General features: G+C 62.5%; 18 protein-coding genes. 8 read left to right on the forward strand and 10 right to left on the reverse strand.

What is annotated here, in order from left to right:
* Positions 1–85: 85 nt before the first annotated feature.
* From ONG87_RS09490 to ONG87_RS09520, 7 genes are all read right to left on the reverse strand, one after another.
* Complete coding sequence (locus ONG87_RS09490; protein ID WP_122476903.1) at positions 86–916, reverse strand: carbohydrate ABC transporter permease; 831 nt, start codon at positions 914–916, stop codon at positions 86–88.
* Between the two features lie 11 nt (positions 917–927).
* Positions 928–1,854, reverse strand: a complete 927-nt coding sequence (locus ONG87_RS09495) for a carbohydrate ABC transporter permease (RefSeq protein WP_122476905.1) — start codon at positions 1,852–1,854, stop codon at positions 928–930.
* Positions 1,855–1,914: 60 nt separating this feature from the next.
* A complete protein-coding gene (locus tag ONG87_RS09500) occupies positions 1,915–3,234 on the reverse strand; it encodes a sugar ABC transporter substrate-binding protein (RefSeq protein WP_264382748.1) in 1,320 nt (439 codons plus the stop codon).
* 210 nt (positions 3,235–3,444) lie between these two features.
* A complete protein-coding gene (locus ONG87_RS09505) occupies positions 3,445–4,338 on the reverse strand; it encodes an AraC family transcriptional regulator (protein WP_122476909.1) in 894 nt (297 codons plus the stop codon).
* Positions 4,339–4,462: 124 nt separating this feature from the next.
* Positions 4,463–5,401, reverse strand: a complete 939-nt coding sequence (locus ONG87_RS09510; protein ID WP_122476911.1) for a MurR/RpiR family transcriptional regulator — start codon at positions 5,399–5,401, stop codon at positions 4,463–4,465.
* Positions 5,402–5,482: 81 nt separating this feature from the next.
* Entirely contained in the window at positions 5,483–6,766 is a 1,284-nt protein-coding gene (locus ONG87_RS09515; RefSeq protein WP_264382749.1) for a glycosyltransferase, read from the reverse strand.
* Between the two features lie 76 nt (positions 6,767–6,842).
* Entirely contained in the window at positions 6,843–7,205 is a 363-nt protein-coding gene (locus tag ONG87_RS09520; RefSeq protein WP_122476914.1) for a response regulator, read from the reverse strand.
* A 270-nt stretch (positions 7,206–7,475) separates the two neighbouring features.
* Between ONG87_RS09520 and ONG87_RS09525 the strand changes: the two genes are divergently transcribed.
* The 5 genes from ONG87_RS09525 to ONG87_RS09545 all read left to right on the forward strand — a co-directional run bounded on the left by ONG87_RS09525 (position 7,476) and on the right by ONG87_RS09545 (position 14,021).
* Positions 7,476–10,961, forward strand: coding sequence for a response regulator (locus tag ONG87_RS09525; protein ID WP_192102082.1), 3,486 nt, complete (start codon positions 7,476–7,478; stop codon positions 10,959–10,961).
* Positions 10,961–11,815 (forward strand): protein-glutamate O-methyltransferase CheR, encoded by an 855-nt coding sequence (locus ONG87_RS09530; protein WP_240998718.1) that lies wholly within the window; start codon positions 10,961–10,963, stop codon positions 11,813–11,815. Before ONG87_RS09525 ends, ONG87_RS09530 begins: the two co-directional genes overlap by 1 nt.
* The gene (locus tag ONG87_RS09535) at positions 11,812–12,387 is read left to right on the forward strand and encodes a chemotaxis protein CheB (protein ID WP_264382750.1); all 576 of its coding nucleotides are present in this window, start codon (positions 11,812–11,814) and stop codon (positions 12,385–12,387) included. Before ONG87_RS09530 ends, ONG87_RS09535 begins: the two co-directional genes overlap by 4 nt.
* A complete protein-coding gene (locus ONG87_RS09540) occupies positions 12,381–13,562 on the forward strand; it encodes a hybrid sensor histidine kinase/response regulator (RefSeq protein ID WP_122476919.1) in 1,182 nt (393 codons plus the stop codon). Before ONG87_RS09535 ends, ONG87_RS09540 begins: the two co-directional genes overlap by 7 nt.
* An 81-nt stretch (positions 13,563–13,643) precedes the next feature.
* Positions 13,644–14,021: a response regulator gene (locus tag ONG87_RS09545; RefSeq protein ID WP_122476920.1), complete on the forward strand. Its 378-nt coding sequence runs from the start codon at positions 13,644–13,646 to the stop codon at positions 14,019–14,021.
* A 79-nt stretch (positions 14,022–14,100) separates the two neighbouring features.
* Here the strand turns inward: ONG87_RS09545 and ONG87_RS09550 are convergent, their stop codons facing one another.
* Together ONG87_RS09550 and ONG87_RS09555 are read right to left on the reverse strand one after the other, a co-directional pair.
* Positions 14,101–15,201: a murein transglycosylase A gene (locus tag ONG87_RS09550; protein WP_244646913.1), complete on the reverse strand. Its 1,101-nt coding sequence runs from the start codon at positions 15,199–15,201 to the stop codon at positions 14,101–14,103.
* Positions 15,202–15,545: 344 nt separating this feature from the next.
* Complete coding sequence (locus ONG87_RS09555; RefSeq protein ID WP_122476924.1) at positions 15,546–15,875, reverse strand: hypothetical protein; 330 nt, start codon at positions 15,873–15,875, stop codon at positions 15,546–15,548.
* A 533-nt stretch (positions 15,876–16,408) separates the two neighbouring features.
* Between ONG87_RS09555 and ONG87_RS09560 the strand changes: the two genes are divergently transcribed.
* The 3 genes from ONG87_RS09560 (at position 16,409) to ONG87_RS09570 (ending at position 19,402) form a co-directional block, all read left to right on the forward strand.
* Positions 16,409–17,680 carry a HAMP domain-containing sensor histidine kinase gene (locus ONG87_RS09560; RefSeq protein ID WP_264382751.1) on the forward strand — a complete coding sequence of 424 codons (1,272 nt, stop codon included), beginning with the start codon at positions 16,409–16,411 and terminating at the stop codon, positions 17,678–17,680.
* A 275-nt stretch (positions 17,681–17,955) separates the two neighbouring features.
* Complete coding sequence (locus ONG87_RS09565; RefSeq protein WP_122476930.1) at positions 17,956–18,615, forward strand: TIGR04211 family SH3 domain-containing protein; 660 nt, start codon at positions 17,956–17,958, stop codon at positions 18,613–18,615.
* Between the two features lie 91 nt (positions 18,616–18,706).
* The gene (locus ONG87_RS09570; protein ID WP_192102080.1) at positions 18,707–19,402 is read left to right on the forward strand and encodes a DUF533 domain-containing protein; all 696 of its coding nucleotides are present in this window, start codon (positions 18,707–18,709) and stop codon (positions 19,400–19,402) included.
* Positions 19,403–19,681: 279 nt separating this feature from the next.
* Here the strand turns inward: ONG87_RS09570 and xthA are convergent, their stop codons facing one another.
* The gene (gene xthA, locus ONG87_RS09575; RefSeq protein WP_192056255.1) at positions 19,682–20,500 is read right to left on the reverse strand and encodes an exodeoxyribonuclease III; all 819 of its coding nucleotides are present in this window, start codon (positions 20,498–20,500) and stop codon (positions 19,682–19,684) included.
* Positions 20,501–20,566: the final 66 nt, after the last annotated feature.

Genomic DNA, 20,566 nt, shown 5'->3' on the forward strand with positions numbered 1-20,566 from the left:
CCTTTGGAAAGAGGTGTTGTACGGGCGGGCGTCTTCGCGGGTAGAACCCGCTCCCACAAGGGTGCGCCGCGCCATCGTGCATGGGTCATTTGACCGCGCCGAAGGACAGGCCGCGCACCAGCTGCTTCTGGCTGATCCAGCCGAAGATCAGAATCGGCGCGCAGGCCAGGGTCGAAACGGCTGACAACTTGGCCCAGAACAAGCCTTCCGGGCTTGAGTACGAGGCGATCAGGGCGGTCAACGGCGCGGCGCCGGAGCTGGTCAGGTTCAACGACCAGAAGGCTTCGTTCCAGCACAGGATCAACGACAGCAGCACGGTCGAGGCCAGGCCACCCTTGCTGATCGGCAACAGCACCCGAAGCATTTCCTGGCCCAGCGTGGCACCGTCCAGGCGTGCCGCTTCGAGGATTTCCCGGGGGATGTCCTTGAAGTAGGTGTACACCATCCAGACCACGATCGGCAGGTTGATCAGGGTGTAGATGACGATCAGGGCAATGCGTGAATCCAGCAGGCCGGCACCCTTGGCCAGCAGGTAGATGGGCATCAGCACACCCACCGGCGGCAGCATCTTGGTGGAGAGCATCCACAGCAAGGTCTGCTTGGTGCGCTTGGTTTCATAGAACGCCATCGAGTAGGCGGCCGGCACTGCAATCAACATGCACAGGGCGGTGGCACTGAAGGAAATCAGCACCGAGTTCCAGGCGAAGTGCAGGTAGTCGCTGCGCTCCTGAATGTGCAGGTAGTTTTCCAGGGTCGGCGTGAAGATGAACTGCGGCGGTGTGGCGAAGGCATCGATCTCGCTCTTGAAGCTGGTCAGCACCATCCAGAAGATCGGGAAGAACACCAGGATCGCCACGGCCCAGGCCAGGCAGCCCAGGACCAGGCTTTGCAGGCGACGCGATTGTTGAAGTGTCATGGTGCAGGCCCTCAATTCTTGTCGGTGAGGTTTTTGCCGATCATCCGCACCAGGATGATGGCGGCGATGTTGGCGATGACCACGGCGATCAAGCCACCGGCGGAGGCCATGCCCACGTCGAACTGCACCAGCGCCTGGTTGTAGATCAGGTAGGCAAGGTTGGTGGAGGCGAAACCCGGACCACCGTTGGTAGTGGTGAAGATTTCCGCGAACACCGAGAGCAGGAAGATCGTTTCGATCATCACCACCACGGCGATGGGCCGCGCCAGATGCGGCAGCGTCAGGTGCCAGAAGATCGCCAGGGCGCCGGCGCCGTCAAGCCGCGCGGCCTCTTTCTGTTCCTGGTCCAGCGACTGCATGGCGGTCATCAGCAGCAGGATGGCGAACGGCAGCCATTGCCAACTGACGATGACGATGATCGAGAACAGCGGGTAATGGGCGAGCCAGTCGACCGGTTCGGCACCGAAGAATTTCCACACCGCAGCGAGGATCCCCGACACCGGATGGAAAATCAGGTTCTTGAAGATCAGCGCGCCAACCGTGGGCATGATGAAGAACGGCGAGATGAGCATCACTCGCACGATACCTCGGCCCAGGAACTCGCTGGCTTCCAGCAGGGCTGCGATCAGTACGCCGAAGACCACGCTGATCAACAGCACGCTGCCCACCAGCAGCAAGGTATTGGTGGCGCCCGGCATGAAGCCGGCGTCGGTGAGGAAGAAGCTGAAATTCTCCAGCCCGACGAATTCGTTCTCGCCGGGGTACAGCAGGTTGTAGCGGATCAGCGAGAAGTAGACGGTCATGCCCAGTGGCACGATCATCCATAGCAGCAGCAAGGCCACCGACGGCGTGACCAGAAACCAGCCGGGGTTGGACAAGCGGCGCTTGCCCGTCACCTCAGCGGCGTCGGGCTGGGGCTTGGCAGTCGTAGTATTCATGAGTGCGCACCTGGTGAGCAGGGCTGCCCGCCACGGTCGGCGGGCAGCAGGGCGGACGTGTTACTGCTTGGGGTAGCCGGCGCGCTTCATGGCGCGTTCGGTCGCCGTCTGCGCAACCACCAACGCCTGGTCCGCGGTGGTCTGCCCGGTCAGCGCGGCAGCGAATGCCTTGCCGACTTCAGTACCGATGGCCTGGAACTCGGGAATGGTCACCAGTTGGATGCCAACGTAGGGCTTGGCATCGGTCTGCTTGGGATCGGCGACCTTCAGCGATTCGAGCGTGATGTGGGCGAACGGCGCCGCCTTCAGGTACTCGTCGGTATAGGTCGACTTGCGCGTGCCAGGCGGCACATTGGCCACGCCGTCGGTCTTGGCGACCAGCGCTGCATATTCCTTGGACGTTGCCCAGGCCGAAAACTGCTGCGCGGCCTGCTGGTTCTTCGAGCTGGCTGGGATGGCCAGGGCCCAGGAGTACAGCCAGGCCGAGCCCTTGTCGGTGGTTTCATGAGGGGCGAAGGTGAAGCCGACACTGTCGGCGACCTTGCTTTGGGTCTTGTCCATGGTGAACGAGCCGGCGACGCTGGCGTCGACCCAGATGGCGCACTTGCCACTGTTGAACAGCGCCAGGTTCTCGTTGAAGCCATTGCTCGAAGCGCCTGGAGGGCCGGACTTCTTCATGTTGTCGACGTAGAAGTTCAGCGCTTTCTTCCAGGCTTCGCTGTCGAACTGTGGCTTCCACTGGCTATCGAACCAGCTGCCGCCGAAGCTGTTGGCCACGGTAGTGATCAACGCCATGTTCTCGCCCCAGCCGGCCTTGCCGCGCAGGCACAGGCCGTATTGGTCCTTGCTCTTGTCGGTGAGCTTTCCGGCGAATTCGGCGATCTGGGTCCAGGTGGGTTTTTCCGGCATCTCGAGACCGGCCGCCTTGAACAGGTCGGTGCGGTAGTAGGTCATGGAGCTTTCAGCGTAGAACGGCAGGGCGTACAGCTGGCCCTTGACCGACAGGCCATCGCGCACCGAAGGGAAGACATCGTCTATGTCGTAGCTGGCGGGCAGGTCCTTCATCGGTGACAGCCAACCCTTGGCGCCCCACAGCGAGGCTTCGTACATGCCGATGGTCAACACGTCGAACTGGCCGCCCTGGGTAGCGATATCGGTGGTCAGGCGCTGGCGCAGCACGTTTTCTTCCAGCACCACCCAATTGAGCTTGATGTCGGGATGCTCGGACTCGAAAGTCTTGGCCAGGCGCTGCATGCGAATCATGTCGCTGTTGTTGACGGTGGCGATGGTCAGGGTGGTGCCGGCATGGCTGTAGCCACTGACGGCCAGTGCGCCACACAGACCGCTGGCAACGAGCAGGCGTTTGTAGTCTATGGTCATCTCGCATTCCTCTTCGGCACGCGGGGGGCGGCCTTGGTTATTATTCTTGTGTCTTCGTAGAGGTGAAGCACTGCCTGTGATTACAGACCCCCGCAGGCATTCTGACAAATCCCTGAGTACACCCACGCTGATACTTATTTGCACTGAGCCGGCTGGCGCAGCTACGCGCCAGAGGCGTGCGCAGCGTCGTTGTGAGGTTTCGTACAGGTTTCAGGAGCTCGACCGCTGCACGGCCAGGCGACGATAGTGCGACGGCGTCATGCCCTTGAGCTGCTGGAAGCGGCGGTTGAAGTTGGAAATATTGTTGAAGCCGGACTCGAAGCACACGTCCGTCACCGGCCGATCGCCGTCAGCCAGCAGCTCGCAGGACTTGCTGATGCGCAGGCGATTGACGAACTCGACGAAACAGCGGCCGGTGGCCTGTTTGAACACCCGGGAAAAATAGGTCGGTTTCATGCCCAGGTAGGCGGCGACTTCTTCCAGAGACAGCTCGCGCGCATAGTGGGTAAAAATGTAGTCGACTGCGCGGTTGGTGCGCTCCACCGCGTGCTCGTCGGCGTCCTGGGCCGCGGCGGTGCCCGAGAGCAACTGGTAGTCCTCGCAGGCCGCCAGCGATTCCATGAGTATCAGGAAGTGTCCGAGGCGGCTGATACCCTGGCTGTCGGCGATGCGCTGCATCGAGGCACCGGCCTGGGCGATGGTCCGGGCACAGCGGAACTCGATGCCGTAACGGGCTCGTTCGAGCAGCGGCGCAAGACTTTTGAGTTCGCTGAATACCTGGTGGCCATGGTCGAACAGCTCGTCGGTGAAATTGACCAGCATGTCGCGCTTGCTCACCGACTCGTCGTTCTGCAGCTGGCTGATCCAGTTGTGCGGCAGATTGGGCCCGGTGAGAAACAGGCTGCCCGGATTGAAGTTGCCGATGTAGTCGCCGACGAACACTTTGCCGGAGGTGGCGACCAGCAGGTGCAGTTCGTATTCCTTGTGGAAATGCCAGCGCACCAGCGGGCACGGGAAACCATGCTGGCGATAGATGATCGAGCGACCGTCGTGGTCGTCCATCAACTCGTAGGAAGGGTCGGTTATTCGCGTTGCTCGAGTCATGCCGTGGCTGCTTTTGGAGTTGTGCCGATCGGAAATGCGCACCCAAGCATAGCGGTGGACGGGCCTGTGCGTCCAAGGCTGAAACGTCCGGCGTCGAGAAGCCCGGCGTTGAAGCGGCCCTCGCTCAGCGGGCGTCGTCGTTCTTGCGCGGCGTGTTCGAGCGCGGCAGGCCCGGCAAGGAGGGGGGCAGGCTGCCGCGGTCCGGCTCCCAGTCGGGAAGCGATGGCCGGCCCTCGTTCGCTGCCGGTTTGAGCAGCTGTACTTGAGCCAGCAGCGCTTCCATGGCGGCCATCAACCCGACCTTGGAATTGGGCAGCACGGGGTGGTGAGGTGGGATGAACAGGCTCAGGGTCGACACCTGCACCAGCGGCGATGCCGGGCAGTCGGTCACACTGAGCACACAGGCTTCGCGGGACTTGGCGTATTCGGCCAGGCGAATGGTGTCGCGGGTGTAGGCGGGCAGGGCGATGGCCAGCAGGGTGTCGTTGCGGGTGATGCCGGACAGTCGATAGGCCGACCCTTCAAGACCGCCGTCCAGGGTCACGCAGTGCGCGCCGGCGCAGAACGGGCTGAGCCCCGCGGCTGCCATGGCGGCGATGTGAAAGCTGTTGCCGAAACCGACCACGAACACATTCTGCGAGCGGGCCAGGCGCAGGGCCATCTCCTCGAAGGTCTGGTTGTCGTTCATGCGGGTGACGTTGTCCAGATGGTGCTTGCTGAGGCTGATCTGCTGTTCCAGATCGAACCCCGTCTCCGGTGCCTGCTTGAGCCGGCCTTCGATGACGTCGGCCGCAGACACCACGGCCAGCAGGTTTTCCATCAGGGCAAAGCGCAGGCCGGTGAAACCGTTGAGACCGATCGCATTGGCCAGGCGGTTGACGGCCGCGGTGGAGGTGCCGGTGGCGCCGGCCAGTTCTTCTATGTTGAGCGTTGCGCTGCGGTAGGGGTTGGCTTGCAGGAAGGTGGAGACTTTCTTCAGCGCGGGCCGCAGCTCTTCGTGCTTGCCACGCAATGCGCGCATCAGCTCGGAATCGTACACTTTGGTACTGTCGATAGGCGCCATCGTCGTTCGTCCTGAATGGGCAATAGGAACTACCTTGGACACCAGAGATTAGTTCGCGGGCCACAAAGTGCCAGCGGCCGCTTAGACCGATTGGTTCTTGGATTGGATCCATTGCGAGAAGTATTTCGTGCTCTTGTGCAGATGATGCCGGAGCATGCTGCCGGTGAAGTTTGCCCGGCGATGCTGCGCTAGGCTCTGGCTCAACTGTTGCAGACGCAGGATCAGGGCTTGAGCGTGTGGCTCGGTCGCATACTGGGCGCCCAGATGCTCATGGCACTGTTCATGGGCGGCTTGCCATTGATCCGCGTTTTCGTACAGCTCGACCGCCGCCTGCGCCAGCTCGTCTGCGCTGCGGCCTATCCGGCCCGGCCAGCGCTCGCCGGTACGCATGCCTTCGGCGCCCGTCGGGGTGGTGACGCTGGGCGTACCGCAGAGCATGGCATCGAGCAACTTGCCCTTGATGCCCGCGCCGAAACGCAGTGGCGCCAGCGCCACCCGTGCCTGACCCACCACCTGCAACGCATCCACTGCCCAACCCTTGACCAGGAAACCTTGGGCAGGGTTGTGCAGGGCCGTGGCCTTGGGCGGTGTGTAGGCGCCGTGCACGTGCAATTGCGCGCGCGGCAACTGCTTGCGAATGCGTGGCCAGACCTGCTGCTTGAGCCACAGCACGGCGTCCCAGTTGGGCGCGTGGCGAAAATTGCCGATGCAGACGAAGTGGGCTCTCTGCTCGAAGGTCAGTGCTGCGGTGGCTGGCGGCTCGACCATCAGTGGACAATCATGCAGCAGGCTGGCTGGCACGCCGAAGCGTTCGGTCAGCAGTTGCGTCTCGAACGGCGAGATCATCAAGCTCAAGTCGCAACGAAAGATGGCTGCCACTTCACGCTGGGTGATATCGGCGTCGCTCATGTGCGCGTAGAGCATGTCCGGTGCTTCGGCGAACAATGCCGAGAAGTCGTTTTCGTCGTCACTTGCGTGCAGGCGCTGCTTGAGCAAACCCTGACGCGCGTCGCGCAGGCTCTGCAGGTCGCAGGTTTCCAGCACACGCACGGCCTGCGGGCAGTGCTGCTCTACCCGCCAACCGAATTGCTCTTCCATCATGAAGCGATCGAACAGGACCATGTCCGGCTGCAACTCAGCCACGAAGCGGTCGAAACTGTCGTCATTGAGCTCGATGGCTCGTTCGGCGATGCCCAGCGCTGCGAGGTCGGCCTTGTGCTCGCCGACCCTGGCGGGGCTGGCGAAGGTCACGTGCCAGCCCTGGGTCGTGAAGCACTGCAGCAACTGCATCATGTGCCCGCCGGCCGCGGAAGAGGTGGGCTCGGGCCAGACATAGCCAATGACCAGGACGCGCTGAAAAGACATGGGGCAGACTCGGGGGCAAAAACCGGGCGCGCATTAGGCCATGATTACGCGCCGGGGTGTAGCGGTAGGCGCGGCTTCAGGCCGCCAGCATGCTCTTGACCTTGTCGCGCAACTGGTCGATGGAGAACGGCTTGCCGATCATGGCCATGCCCGCCGGAACGTCCAGCGCTTCGGCGTAGCCGCTGGCGAACAGCACCGGCAGTTCGGGACGCAAGGCGCGCGCCTCGACGGCCAACTCCTTGCCGTCCATGCCGGGCAGGCCCATGTCGGTCATCATCAGGTCGATGGTCTTGGCCGAATCGTTGAGGAAGGTCAGCGCCTGAGGACCGTCCTCGGCTTCCAGTACCTTGAACTCGAATTCCTCCAGCACGTCCACGATCAGCATGCGGACGATCGCATCGTCTTCGACGACAAGAATGGTTTTGGCGGTATCGGACATCGTTCGGATCCTGGTCGGCAAGGGGCGCAGACGGCGCCGAGCCGTCATGTCGCAGATAACGTTACGCCCCGAGGGCAACGAGCACCCGGGAAGCAGGGCGCCAATCATAAAGCATGGGTCGGGGTCAGGCCATGCTTGTGGAGGCATTAAACGAGACCATTCCCACGTTTAGATGTGAAAATTCTTACGAAGCATGAGGAAAAAACCTAACAAATTGACTGAATTGCGGCAAAATCCCCGACCTCGAATACAGGATCCGGGCCCAAGGACATGAACAAACCCTCTTCGATCGACGAGCAGAGCTTCCGTCGCCTGCTCAGTCGCAACGTTGGCTTGCCGCTGGGCGTGGGCGTGCTCAGCGTGGCCGTGTTCATTGCGATCATCGTTTACCTGCTGTCGGTGATCGACTGGGTCGAGCACACCGACCGGGTCATCAACAACGCCAACGAAGCGACCAAGCTGTCGATCGACATGGAAACCGGGATGCGGGGGTACCTGCTCTCGGGTGCCGAGGGCTACCTGGACCCCTATGAGCTGGCCAAGCCGCGCCTGGCCGCCGAGTTGCCAGCCTTGCAGGCGTTGGTGGCCGACAACCCGCGCCAAGTCGATCGCCTGACCCGCATCATGGCGCTGCAGAAGGACTGGCTCTCCTACGGCGAGGAGCTGATTTCGCTCAAGCGCGCCACCGGCGACTATTCCAGCGTGGTCCAGACCGGCCGCGGCAAGCGCCTGACCGACGCAATCCGCAAGGAATACGAAGGCTTCATTGCCATGGAGCAGCAACTGCGGGTGGAGCGCAGCGAAAACGTGTCGCGCACCATCTGGGCATCGGTCAGCCTTTATGTACTGTTCGTTCTGGTGGTCAGCGCCTTGCTGGCGTATTTCGGCCGACGCGACATGACCGAACTGTCGACCTCCTATGGCGGCAACCTGGCTGCCCTGCAAAAGGGTGCCAAGCGCCTGCAGGACCAGGCCTGGCTGCGCACCGGCCAGACTCAGCTGGCCGAACAGTTGCTGGGCCAGCAGACCCTGCAGATGCTGGGCCGCAACATGCTGCAGTTCTTCGCCCAGTACCTGGGGTCGGTGGTCGCGGCGGTGTACATCCGCGAAGAGCACGGCAACCTGCGCCGTATCGCCTCGTACGGGTTCTCCCGCGAGCGTGAGGTGACGGACCAGTTGCTGATCAATGGCGAGGGTATTGCCGGCCAGGCCGTGCAGCGCAACCGGGTCATCCGCCTGGACGACGTGCCGGCCGATTACCTGCGCTTGAGCTCAGGCCTGGGCGAGGGCGCAGCCCGCAGCGTGCTGGTCATCCCGACCAGCGACAACGACCAGATCAACGCCGTGGTCGAGTTGGGTTTCCTGCGCCCCTTGACCGACCGCGACCTGGAAATCGTCGAACTGCTGGCCGACAACATCGGCACCGCCATCGAAGCGGCCCGCTACCGTCAGCGCCTGCAGGAAGTGCTCGCCGAAACCCAGCAGCTCAACGAAGAGCTGCAGGTGCAGCAGGAAGAGCTGAAAACCGCCAACGAAGAGCTTGAAGAACAGTCGCGGGTGCTCAAGGAGTCCCAGGCTTACCTGGAAACCCAGCAGGCGGAACTGGAGCAGACCAACGAGCAGTTGGCCGAACGCACCGATGCACTGGGCCAGCAGCGCGATGCGCTGGATCGCAAGAACCTGGAGCTCAACCAGGCCCAGGTACAGCTCGAGGAGCGTGCCGACGAGCTGCAGCGTTCGAGCCGCTACAAGTCTGAATTCCTCGCCAACATGTCCCATGAGTTGCGCACGCCACTCAACAGCTCGTTGATCCTGGCCAAGCTGCTGGCGGAAAACCCTCAGGAAAACCTGACCAGCGACCAGGTCAAATTCGCCGAGTCGATCTACTCCGCGGGCAACGATCTGCTCAACCTGATCAACGACATCCTCGACATCTCCAAGGTCGAGGCGGGCAAGCTCGACCTGCGACCGGAGAACAGCAGCGTGCCGCGGCTGGTCGACAGCTTGCGCATGACCTTCGAGCCGCTGGCCGGGCAGAAGCACCTGGAACTGTCGGTGCAGATCCTTCCCGACGCACCCGCGATGTTGTACACCGATCGCCAGCGAGTTGAGCAGATTCTCAAGAACCTGCTGGCCAACGCGCTGAAGTTCACCGAGCAGGGCAGTGTCGAACTGTTGGTGTCCGGCCACGCCAACCAGGGCATCGCCTTCCAGATTCGCGACACCGGCATCGGTATCGCCGTCGACCAGCAGCAGGCCATCTTCGAGGCCTTCCGCCAGGCGGACGGCACCACCAACCGCCGCTACGGCGGCACCGGCCTGGGCCTGTCGATTTCTCGCGACCTGGCCAACATGCTCGGCGGCTACATCACCGTCAGCAGCGAGTTGGGCAAGGGCAGCACCTTTACCCTGGTATTGCCGCAACGCTACGAAGAAATCATCGAGGCACCGCGGCATGCGCCGCAGCCCATGGTGATCGCTGCGCAGCCGGTGTCCAACACCCCGGCCGTGCTCGAAGCGCCGCTGACTGTGGCGCGCTTTGCCGACGACCGCGATAAAGGCCCGTTCACCAAGCGCTGCATACTGGTGGTCGAGGATGAGCCGAACTTCGCGCGTATCCTCTACGACCTGGCGCATGAGCTGGACTACCACTGTCTGGTGGCCCACGCCGCCGATGAGGGCTTCGACCTGGCGGCGACCTTCGTGCCCGATGCGATCCTGCTCGACATGCGCCTGCCCGATCATTCCGGCCTGACCGTGCTGCAGCGCCTCAAGGAACTGGCCACCACGCGGCACATTCCCGTGCACGTGATTTCGGTCGAGGACCGGGTCGAGGCGGCCATGCACATGGGCGCAATCGGCTATGCGGTCAAGCCGACCACCCGCGACGAACTCAAGGAAGTCTTCGGCCGCCTGGAAGCCAAGCTGACGCAAAAGCTCAAGCGCATTCTGCTGGTGGAAGACGATGATCTGCAGCGCGAGAGCATTTCCCTGCTGATCGGCGACGACGACATCGAGATCACTGCCGTGGGCTTTGCCCAGGAGGCGCTCGACCTGCTGCGCGACAACGTCTACGACTGCATGATCATCGACCTCAAGCTGCCCGACATGCTCGGCGGCGACCTGCTCAAGCGCATGTCCAACGAGGAGATCCGTGCGTTCCCGCCGGTCATCGTCTACACCGGGCGCAACCTCACCCGCGACGAAGAAGCCGAGCTGCTCAAGTACTCCCGTTCGATCATCATCAAGGGCGCGCGCTCGCCCGAGCGGCTGCTCGACGAAGTGACGCTGTTCCTGCACAAAGTCGAATCGCAGTTGTCCCATGAGCGGCAAAAGATGTTGAAAACCGCCCGCAGTCGCGACAAGGTCTTCGAGGGCCGCAAGATCCTCGTGGTGGACGACGACGTGCGCAATATCTTTGCCCTGACCAGTGCCCTGGAGCACAAGGGCGCCATCGTTGAAGTAGGCCGTAACGGCCGAGAGGCAATCGACAAGTTGAATCAGGTCGAGGACATCGATCTGGTGTTGATGGATGTGATGATGCCCGAGATGGATGGCTACGAGGCCACCCGCGAGATCCGCAAGGACCCGCGCTGGCGCAAGCTGCCGATCATCGCGGTCACTGCCAAGGCCATGAAAGACGATCAGGAACGCTGCCTGCAGGCCGGTTCCAACGACTACCTGGCCAAGCCCATCGACCTGGATCGTCTGTTCTCGCTGATCCGCGTGTGGTTGCCGCAACTGGAGCGCATGTAGTGAGTGATTCCCTGGCCGGCAAGCCCTCCCAGCCGGCTGCCGAGCGCAATATCGATATCGAGATCCGTTTGCTGATCGAGGCGATCTACCTCACCTACAGCTACGATTTCCGCGATTACTCGGGCGCGTCGGTGAAGCGTCGCATCCTGCACGCGCTGCGCCAGATGGAGTGCAGCAGCGTCTCGTCGCTGCAGGCTCGGGTGCTGCACGAGCCTACGGCGTTCATGGAGCTGCTGCAGTACCTGACGATTCCGGTAAGCGAGATGTTCCGTGACCCCGAGCACTTCCTGGCGCTGCGCCGTGAGGTGGTGCCGCTGCTCAAGACCTATCCATCGCTCAAGGTCTGGATCGCCGGGTGCAGCACCGGCGAAGAGGTCTACTCCATGGCCATTCTGCTGCGCGAGGAAGGTCTGCTCGACCGCACCATCATCTATGCCACCGATATCAACCCGACCTCCCTGGAAAAGGCCAAGCAAGGCATCTACTCCATGGAGAGCGTGCGCGCCTATACCCAGAGCTACCAGCGCGCCGGTGGCACCCGCTCGTTCGCCGACTACTACACCGCGGCCTATGGCAACGCCATCTTCGACAGCAGCCTGCGCGAGAACGTGACCTTCGCCGACCACAGCCTGGCCACCGACAGCGTGTTCTCCGAGACCCAGCTGGTGTCCTGCCGCAATGTGCTCATCTATTTCAACAAAGGCCTGCAGGACCGCGCCTTCGGGCTGTTCCACGAATCCCTGAGCCATCGCGGCTTTCTCATGCTCGGCAGCAAGGAAACCCTGGATTTCTCGGCCTACAGTTCGCGCTTCGAAACCCTGACGCGCCCCGAACGGATCTATCGCAAGTCATGAGTCGTTTCCGAGCGGTGGTGGTGGGCGCATCGGCCGGTGGCGTCGAGGCACTGCTGGGGGTGTACGGGCAGTTGCCGATGGATTTCAAGCTGCCGGTGCTGACCGTGCTGCACCTGCCGGACGAGCGTCACAGCCAGTTGGCGGAAGTGTTCGAAAGGCGTTTGAACCGGCCGGTGCGCCAGGCACGTGACAAGGAGCCCATCGAACCCGGTATGTTCTACTTTGCCGGCCCCAGTTATCACCTGTCGGTCGAGCGCGATTTCAGCCTGTCGTTGAGCCAGGAGGAGCGGGTGCACTATTCGCGTCCAGCCATAGACTTTCTCTTCGATTCGGCCGCCGATGCCTATGGCAGCGGGTTGATCGGGGTATTGTTGACGGGGGCCAACGAAGACGGCGCGCGAGGTCTGGCCAGCATCAAACACAAAGGTGGCTTGACCATCGTCCAGGACCCCGCCGAGGCGCGGGTCGCGGTCATGCCGCAGGCGGCCATCCGTCTGCAGGCGCCTGATCACATTCTTTCACTCCACGGCATTGGCTGTCTGCTTGCCGAGCTGGAACGAAGCACATGCTAAGCAACGTCCAAGCAAAACTGTTGATCGTCGATGACCTGCCGGAGAACCTGTTGGCCCTGGAGGCGTTGATTGCCAGCCCCGGCCGTGAGGTGCACAAGGCACTCTCGGCCGACGAAGCTTTGTCGCTGCTGTTGCAGCACGAATTCGCCATGGCCATTCTCGATGTGCAGATGCCGGGCATGAACGGCTTCGAGCTGGCCGAGCTCATGCGCAGCACCGAGAAGACCAAGAACATTCCGATCGTGTTCGTCAGCGCCGCCGGGCGCGAGCTCAACTATGCCTTCAAGGGCTACGAAAGCGGCGCCGTGGATTTCCTCCACAAGCCGCTGGACATGCAGGCGGTGAAGAGCAAGGTCAGCGTGTTCGTCGACCTGTACCGCCAGCGCAAGACCCTCAAGGAACAGCTCGATGCGCTGGAGCGCTCGCGTCAGGAACAGGAGGTGCTGCTCAAGCGCCTGCAAGTGACCCAGAGCGAACTGGAGCATGCCGTGCGCATGCGCGACGACTTCATGTCGATCGTTTCCCACGAAGTGCGCACTCCGCTCAATGGGCTGATCCTGGAAACGCAACTGCGCAAACTGCACCTGGCGCGCGATAACGCCGATGCCTTCACCCTCGACAAGATGCGCGCCATGGTCGAACGCGACGAGCGCCAGATCAAGAGCCTGATCCGCTTGATCGAGGACATGCTCGATGTATCGCGCATCCGCACCGGCAAGCTGTCCATCCGTCCTGCCCAGTTCGACCTGGCGCAACTGGTGCGCAATCTGGTCGACAGTTTTGCGCCTCAGGTGGCTGCCGCCGACTGCACCATCAGCCTGCGTGCGGATGAGCCGGTGCTGGGCATCTGGGACGAGTTCCGCATCGAGCAAGTGGTCAGCAACCTGATCTCCAATGCCTTGCGCTATGGTGGCAAGGGGCCGGTGGAGGTCACGGTGTACGGGCACAACGGCTGGGCGCGTGTGGAAGTGCGGGACCACGGCATCGGTATCAGCAAGGAAAACCAGCTGCGCATCTTTCAGCAATTCGAGCGGGTGTCGGGCAGCAACGTGGTAGCGGGACTGGGCCTGGGCCTGTTCATTTCCGAGCAGATCGTGGCGGCCCACGGCGGGCGCATCGAAGTGGACAGCGCCCTGGGCGACGGCGCGACGTTCCGGGTCAGCCTGCCGCTTTAGGAATAACCGCACTCACACGCAACCTCTGTCGCAGGTCATGGTCGTAATGGCAGCAAAACATATAAGTACATAGGCTTCCCCATGAGTGAAGATGCACAAGATGTCGTTCTCATCGTAGAGGACGAACCGTTGATATTGATGGTCCTGGCAGACTACTTGTCCGGCCTGGGCTATCGCGTCCTGAAAGCCGAGAATGGCGAGCAGGCACTGGAAATTCTGTCGACCAAGCCGCACCTGGACCTGATGGTCACCGACTATCGTCTGCCCGGTGGCATTTCCGGGGTGAAGATCGCCGAGCCCGCCGTGTTGCTGCGGCCGGACCTGAAGGTGATATTCATCAGTGGCTATCCGGCGGAAATCCTCGAAACCAACAGCCCGATCGCGCGCAAGGCACCGATCCTGGCCAAGCCGTTCGACCTGGATACGCTGCACGAGCAGATCCAGGAACTGCTGGCCTGAACGAGCAGGGCGCCTGGCCTGAAGGTCAGGTGCCCTGTTTGTTTGCAGGCATTTTGTTTGCAGGCATTCGCCGTCTGCTTCAGGGGGTTGGCAATGCGGCCCCTTTGGGCCAGAGCAACCACACCTGACCTTCCTGCTTCATGTTGCCGGCCAGCTCGCCGGCTTCTGCTCCCGTCCCCCAGAACAGATCGGCACGCACTTCGCCGGCAATGGCGCCACCGGTGTCTTGCGCGGCCACTGGGCGAACGACCGGGGTGCCGTCGGGGCGCGTGGTCGAGAGCCATAACAGGCTACCCAACGGGATCACCTTGCGATCGATCGCCACGCTGTAGCCTGCTGTAAGGGGCACGTTGAGCGAGCCACGCGGCCCTTCGTTGCTGTCCGGTCGCAGGCTGAAGAACACGTAGCTCGGATTGCTGGCGAGCAGTTCCGGCACGCGCTGGGGGTTGGCCACGGCCCAGTCACGGATGCGGCCCATGCTCACCTCTTCTTTCTTCAGCAGGCCCTGGTCCACCAGCCAGCGGCCGACCGGGCGGTAGGGGTGGCCGTTCTGGTCAGCGTAGCCGACGCGCAGTTGCCGACCGTTATCCAGCTGCAGGCGCCCCGAACCTTGAATCTGCAGGAACTGCAGGTCCATGGGGTCGCGCATCCACGCCACCACGGGCGCGTTGTCGATGCCCTGACGCTGGATGGTGGCCGCGTCATCATAGGGACGCAGCACCTGGCCGTCGAGCCGCCCGCGCAGGCGCTTGCCTTTGAGTTCGGGGTAAAGGCTGTCCAACTGCACGCTGATCATGTCTGCCGGTACGCCGTAGACAGGTACCGGATGCCCTGCGTCGGCCTTGAGGCTGCCGGGATAGACAGGCTCATAGTAGCCAGTGATCAGGCCGTGTTCGCCTTTTTCCGCAGAGCGCAGGCCGTAGACCTGCAGTTGTGCCTGGAGGAAGGTGCGGATCGCGGTGGGAGCAGTGTCCACCGCTTGCGCCGAGGCGCAGGTGGCGCCCCAGATCGCATCCTTGGCCAGCCGCTGGCAAGCCGAGCGCCAGGCAGTGAAGCCGGCCTGCAGGTCGCTGTCGCTGACCTTGGGCAAATCATCCCAGGTGGCCGGTGCGTAGGTGGCGACGGGTTGTGTGGGTGGCACGGGCTTGTTGTCGTTGTCGCAGGCGGACAACAGCGCCAGCGCCGGCACGACGCCGATGAGCAGGCGTCGCCAGGGGAAACGGAAATGGGTCACGCAACGCATCCTGATAGCGATAAGAGGCGGCTACTTTGGATAAACCCACCCCCAACGTCAAATCCATGCGGCGAACAGGTATGCAGCGGTGGCCGCCGACGCGGCTCGCGCCGCTGCTACAGAACGACACCATCCCCTGTAGCAGCGGTGCAAGCCGCGTCCGGCTTGACGCGGTTGTACAGGCATACTGTGTTGCCGCCGACGCGGCTTGCGCTGCTGCTACAGAATGACACCATCCCCTGTAGCAGCGGCGCGAGCCGCGTCCGGCTTGATGCGGTTGTTCACCTGCGTCAGCAATAGCTGGCAATCCGACGTACCTGGCCCTGTCCCTGGCCCAGGGTCCACTCGCGATTGAGGGTCTGGAACACATCGTTGACGAACTGCCGATCGGCCGCCGCTTTCTTGCCGACATAGCCCTTGCCGCGGCGGTAGATCGGCATGCGCGCGCGCAGTTCGGGGTGGCTGCGCTCGAAATCCTCGCCGTCGGCGTCATTGGCCAGGGCGTCGATATGTACATCGCCCCGCTGGCAGACCCAAAGAATATGGTCGTCGAGGCTGTCACGGCCGGCTGCCAGAATGCGGGCGAGCTGGTCAACGGTGGGCTGCTGGTTCAGGTTCATGTGTATGCTCCTTGAGCTCTGTGTGATCTGTCAGGTTGTGGTCCCCAACACGGGTCGGCAGGTACGCTTCACGTGTTGTCCGTCTAGGTCAGTACTGGCTCGAGCTCGATGTGTAGTGCTTGAAACCATCACTACATGAAAGCCATGGCGTTCAGGTTGCACCTACCCGCGGGGTACGCGGATCACATCGGAGTGACTCGATGGCTCATCGAGCAGGGCTGGTTTCGCCTCTGCTCTGTTCCCGATCAGGGAGACGGCCTTATCATGCAAGTCGCAACGAGTCGCGTCAATGGATATGTAGTGCTTTTTTGTCAGCACTACATATTTTATTTATGACCTGCAAGTCACGCATTCCGGCCTGCTTCGCCGCACATGGATCCTGTCGCGCGGTGTTTGCAATCCGCAGCTCAGCGCCTTGCCCTTGCTCAGGCCCATGAAAGCCCCGGCAAGGCTTGATTGTTCGAGCGTCTCCCATAATCATGCTCGGCCCGAGCGCAGAAGGTGCGTCCTGTGCAAGTACCCAGTGGAGCCGTATGGAGTTCAAGCAGAGTCTGAGTCGACGGATCGTCATCGTGTTTGCCTTGATGAGCGCTTTCGTCGCCGGCGTATTCGCTGTGGGCATCGTGGCCACCGTGCATCTGGTGGAGCGCAAGCTGACGACCATGAGTTTGAGCGGCAACATGCATCGCCTGCTGTTGGTCGACAATGCGGACGATTGGCGCCACCGACCCGAGAAAGACGAGCTGTTCTACATCGAGGGTGGCAACGGCGACCTGAGCATGCCCAACGAGCTCAAGACCCTGCCGATCGGTTTCCAGAAGCTCACGCTCGGGCCGCGCACCTACTACGCCATGGTCGCCCGCGTCGACAATCGCCAGTACGTATTGCTGCGTGACCAGGAGGGGATGGAGCAGCGTGCCAATGTGCTGTTCATCGTGGTAGGCGCTGGCTTTCTGCTGAGCATCGCCCTGGCGATCATGCTGGGCGGACTCCTGGCCCGCCGGGTGATGGCGCCGGTCGTGCGTCTGGCCCGGCAGGTGCGCCATCGCGACAAGATGCTCGGCCTGGCTCCGCCGCTGTCGCCCGATTACACCGACGATGAAGTCGGCGAACTGGCGCGCTCCTTCGATGAAACGCTGAGCAAGCTGCGCGCGGCGCTCAATCGCGAGCAGATGTTCACCAGCGATGTGAGCCACGAATTGCGCACGCCGCTGATGATTCTCGCCAGTTCCTGCGACCTGCTGCTGACCACCGAGCTGGATGAGCGCTCGCACCGTCAAGTGGCGCGGATTGCACGGGCCACCGACGGCATGAGCCAACTGGTCGAAACGTTCCTGTTGCTGGCACGCGACCGCGATGCGGCCAGCCATGGCAATCCTTCTGCCACCTTGCGCCGGACCGCCGACGAACTGGTCGAGATCTGGGGGCGCCAGATAGAGGCCAAGGGCCTTGAATTCATCTATGTGGCCGACAACCATTCGAGCGAGGTCTACAACCATGCATTCCTGCATTCGGTAATGGGCAACCTGCTGCGCAACGCATGGCACTACACCGACACCGGGTTCGTGCGCCTGACCCTGACCGAAACCGGGTTCCACGTGGAGGACAGCGGTATCGGCATTCCAGAGGAAAAGCGCAACGCCATGTTTCAGCCATTCGTGCGCGGGGACGAGCAGCGCGGCGAGGGCCTGGGCCTGGGCTTGTCCCTGGTGCAGCGCATCTGTGTCAACCAGGGCTGGCACGTGAGCCTGAGCAGTCGCGAGCCCCATGGGTGTTTTTTTGCCGTGCAACTGGGCGACGCCTAGCGCCGGAACACGCTCGAGCCGTGCGCCCAGTCACAGTCTTTTTGTGAACCTTGCCACCTTTTTGTGGTCTTTCAGCTGGCGGCTTGAACCGACGGCATGCCGGGCAATAGGCCCAGGAGGGGCTTTTCATCGCCTCTCTTCGCAAGTAGTAGCCACCCGTAGCGGTAGTAGCGACAGGCACGACCGGTGCAGGCCCAGCCCGCGGGGCATTGTTGCCCCCCCTTTCGAATGGTCCGTTCATCGGGGCCTTTTTTCTTATTCATGTGAAGATCGCCATGCCCTCATCTCAACGTCTTTCTACCGTATTCAGCCGCACCCGCCTGGTTGCCACCGGCCTGTTCACCGGGCTGTTGTTCACTGTCGGCCCTGCGCATGGCGAAGAAGCACCCGACACCAGCCGCTGGGTCAGCGACAACCTCAGTACCTTCGTGCGCAGCGGCCCGACCGATGGCTATCGCATCGTCGGCAGCTTGAAGTCCGGTCAGAAAGTCGAATTGCTTTCCACTCAGGGTGACTACAGCCAGGTGCGCGGCGAGGGTGGTTCCAGTGTCTGGATCCCCAGCAGCGACCTGCAACCCACCCCCGGCCCTGCCGAACACGTTCCGCTGCTGACGCAGCAGGTGGCCGATCTGAGCGGCAAGCTGCAGTCCATCGATGACAGCTGGAAGAACCGAGTCCAGGGCATGCAGGAAACCCTGGATGCGCGCAAGAAGCTGATCGACGAGCTGGAAGCGCGCAGCAAGGCGCTGAACGCCGAGCTCAGCGATGCCCAGTCCGAATTGCGCAGCACCCAGGCGAAGTTGGGTGATGAAAACAAGCACGTCATGATGAGCTACATGGTCTATGGCGGCAGCATTGCCGGTGCTGGTTTGCTGGCCGGGCTGATCCTGCCGATGATGACGCGTGGTCGCAAGCGTAACGATCGCTGGTTCTGAGGGCGGCGCCTACAGGTTGCGCTGAACCCGCCCGGCCGCTCGATGATCTATGGTGTTGCACTCCTTATCGCCACACAGAGAGAGCCTTGCCATGAATACCAGTGATCTACTTGAACAACTGCTGCGCGGTCGCAGCGGACAATCCTCGGCCGGCCAGCCTGGCGCTGCCAAAGGGCAGGGCGGACTGGGCGGTTTGCTGGGCGGACTGCTCGGTGGCGGTCGCGGCGCATCGGGCGGCGCCGGGCTGGGTGGGCTCGGCGGTTTGCTGGGTGGCATGCTGGGCGGAAGCGGGGGCAGTCGTTCCGGTTCGAGCAAGTACACTGCCATGGCGTCGTTGGCAATGATGGCTTACAAGGCCTATCAGACCTGGCAGCAACAGCAGGCAGCCGCACCCCAGCAAGCGTTGCGCACAATCGATCAGCTGTCCGAGTCCGAAGTTGAAGGCCACAGCCATGCGATTTTGCGCGCGTTGATTGCCGCGGCCAAGGCCGATGGCCGGGTGGATGCACAAGAGGAAGCCGCGATTCGCGCCGAATTGACCGAGCATGCCGAGGATGCGCAGTTGCAGCAGTGGCTGGACGCAGAATTGGCGCGGCCGCTGGACGCGCAAGAGCTGGCCAGTGCCGCGGATGGCCCAGCGATGGCAGCAGAGATGTACCTCGCCAGCGTGATGCTCATGGGTCAGCAGGATGCCGGCGAGCGGGCCTGGCTCGACCAACTGGCAGCCGCCCTGAACCTGGCCCCGGAACTTCGCGCCCAGCTCGATCAGCAGGCCAAGACGCAATAACCCCCACCTCAAAAGCCGTACGGCGATGCTGCAGGCCAACCCCATGCACCGCCGACGCGGCTCGCGCCGCTGCTACAAAAACCACACCCCCAGCGCCCTGCAACCCCTGTAGCAGCGGCGCAAGCCGCGTCCACCAGCCCCGCAACCCAGCAGACGCACGCAACCCCTGTAGCAGCGGCGCAAGCCGCGTCCGCCAGCCCCGCACCCCAGCAGACGTACGCACCCCTGTAGCAGCGGTGCAAGCCGCGTCCGGGTGCGGCGCCAATTCCCGTACGGTCGTTACAAGGGCCCCAATTCCAACCAGATCGGGGCATGGTCCGAAGGTTTTTCCATGGCGCGCAGGTCGTAGTCGATACCGGCGGCCCGAACCTGCGGCAGCAGCCCGCGGGATGCCAAAATCACATCGATGCGCAGGCCGCGCTTGGGCTGGTCTTCGAAGCCGCGGCTGCGATAATCGAACCAGCTGAACCGGTCGGCCACTTCCGGGTGCAGATGGCGGAAGCTATCGACTAAGCCCCAGTCCTGCAACCGTTGCATCCATTCGCGTTCTTCGGGCAAGAAGCTGCACTTGCCCGTCTTCAGCCAACGCTTGGCGTTGTCCGCCCCGATACCAATGTCGCAATCCTGGGGCGAAATGTTCACATCGCCCATCACGATCAATGGCTGATCGTTGCTGAATCCGCTTTCCAGCAAGCTCTGCAGGTCGCTGTAGAAGCGTCGTTTGGCGGGAAACTTGGTCGGGTGATCCCGGCTTTCACCTTGCGGGAAGTAGCCGTTCATCACCGTGACGACCTGGCCTTGGGCATCGGCGAATGTGCCACGGATGAAGCGGCGTTGAGCGTCGTCTTCGTCACCGGCGAAGCCTTTGTCGATACTCAGCGGCGCGGCGCGAGAAAGCAGCGCAACCCCGTAGTGCCCTTTCTGCCCATGAAAGTGCACGTGATAGCCCAGCGCCTCGACCTCGGCCTGCGGAAACTGCTCGTCCGACACCTTGGTTTCCTGCAGCCCGATCACATCGGGCTGGTGCTTGTCGATCAAGGCCGCCAGCTGATGCGGGCGGGCGCGCAAGCCGTTGATGTTGAACGAGACGATTTTCATGGTCGCGGATCCTGGCAAATGCGCGATGCTAACGGAGTGTGGCGCGAGCGACCAGCGCGGCGGCGT

The organism is Pseudomonas sp. MM227 (genome assembly GCF_947090715.1).
GTDB lineage: Bacteria > Pseudomonadota > Gammaproteobacteria > Pseudomonadales > Pseudomonadaceae > Aquipseudomonas > Aquipseudomonas baltica.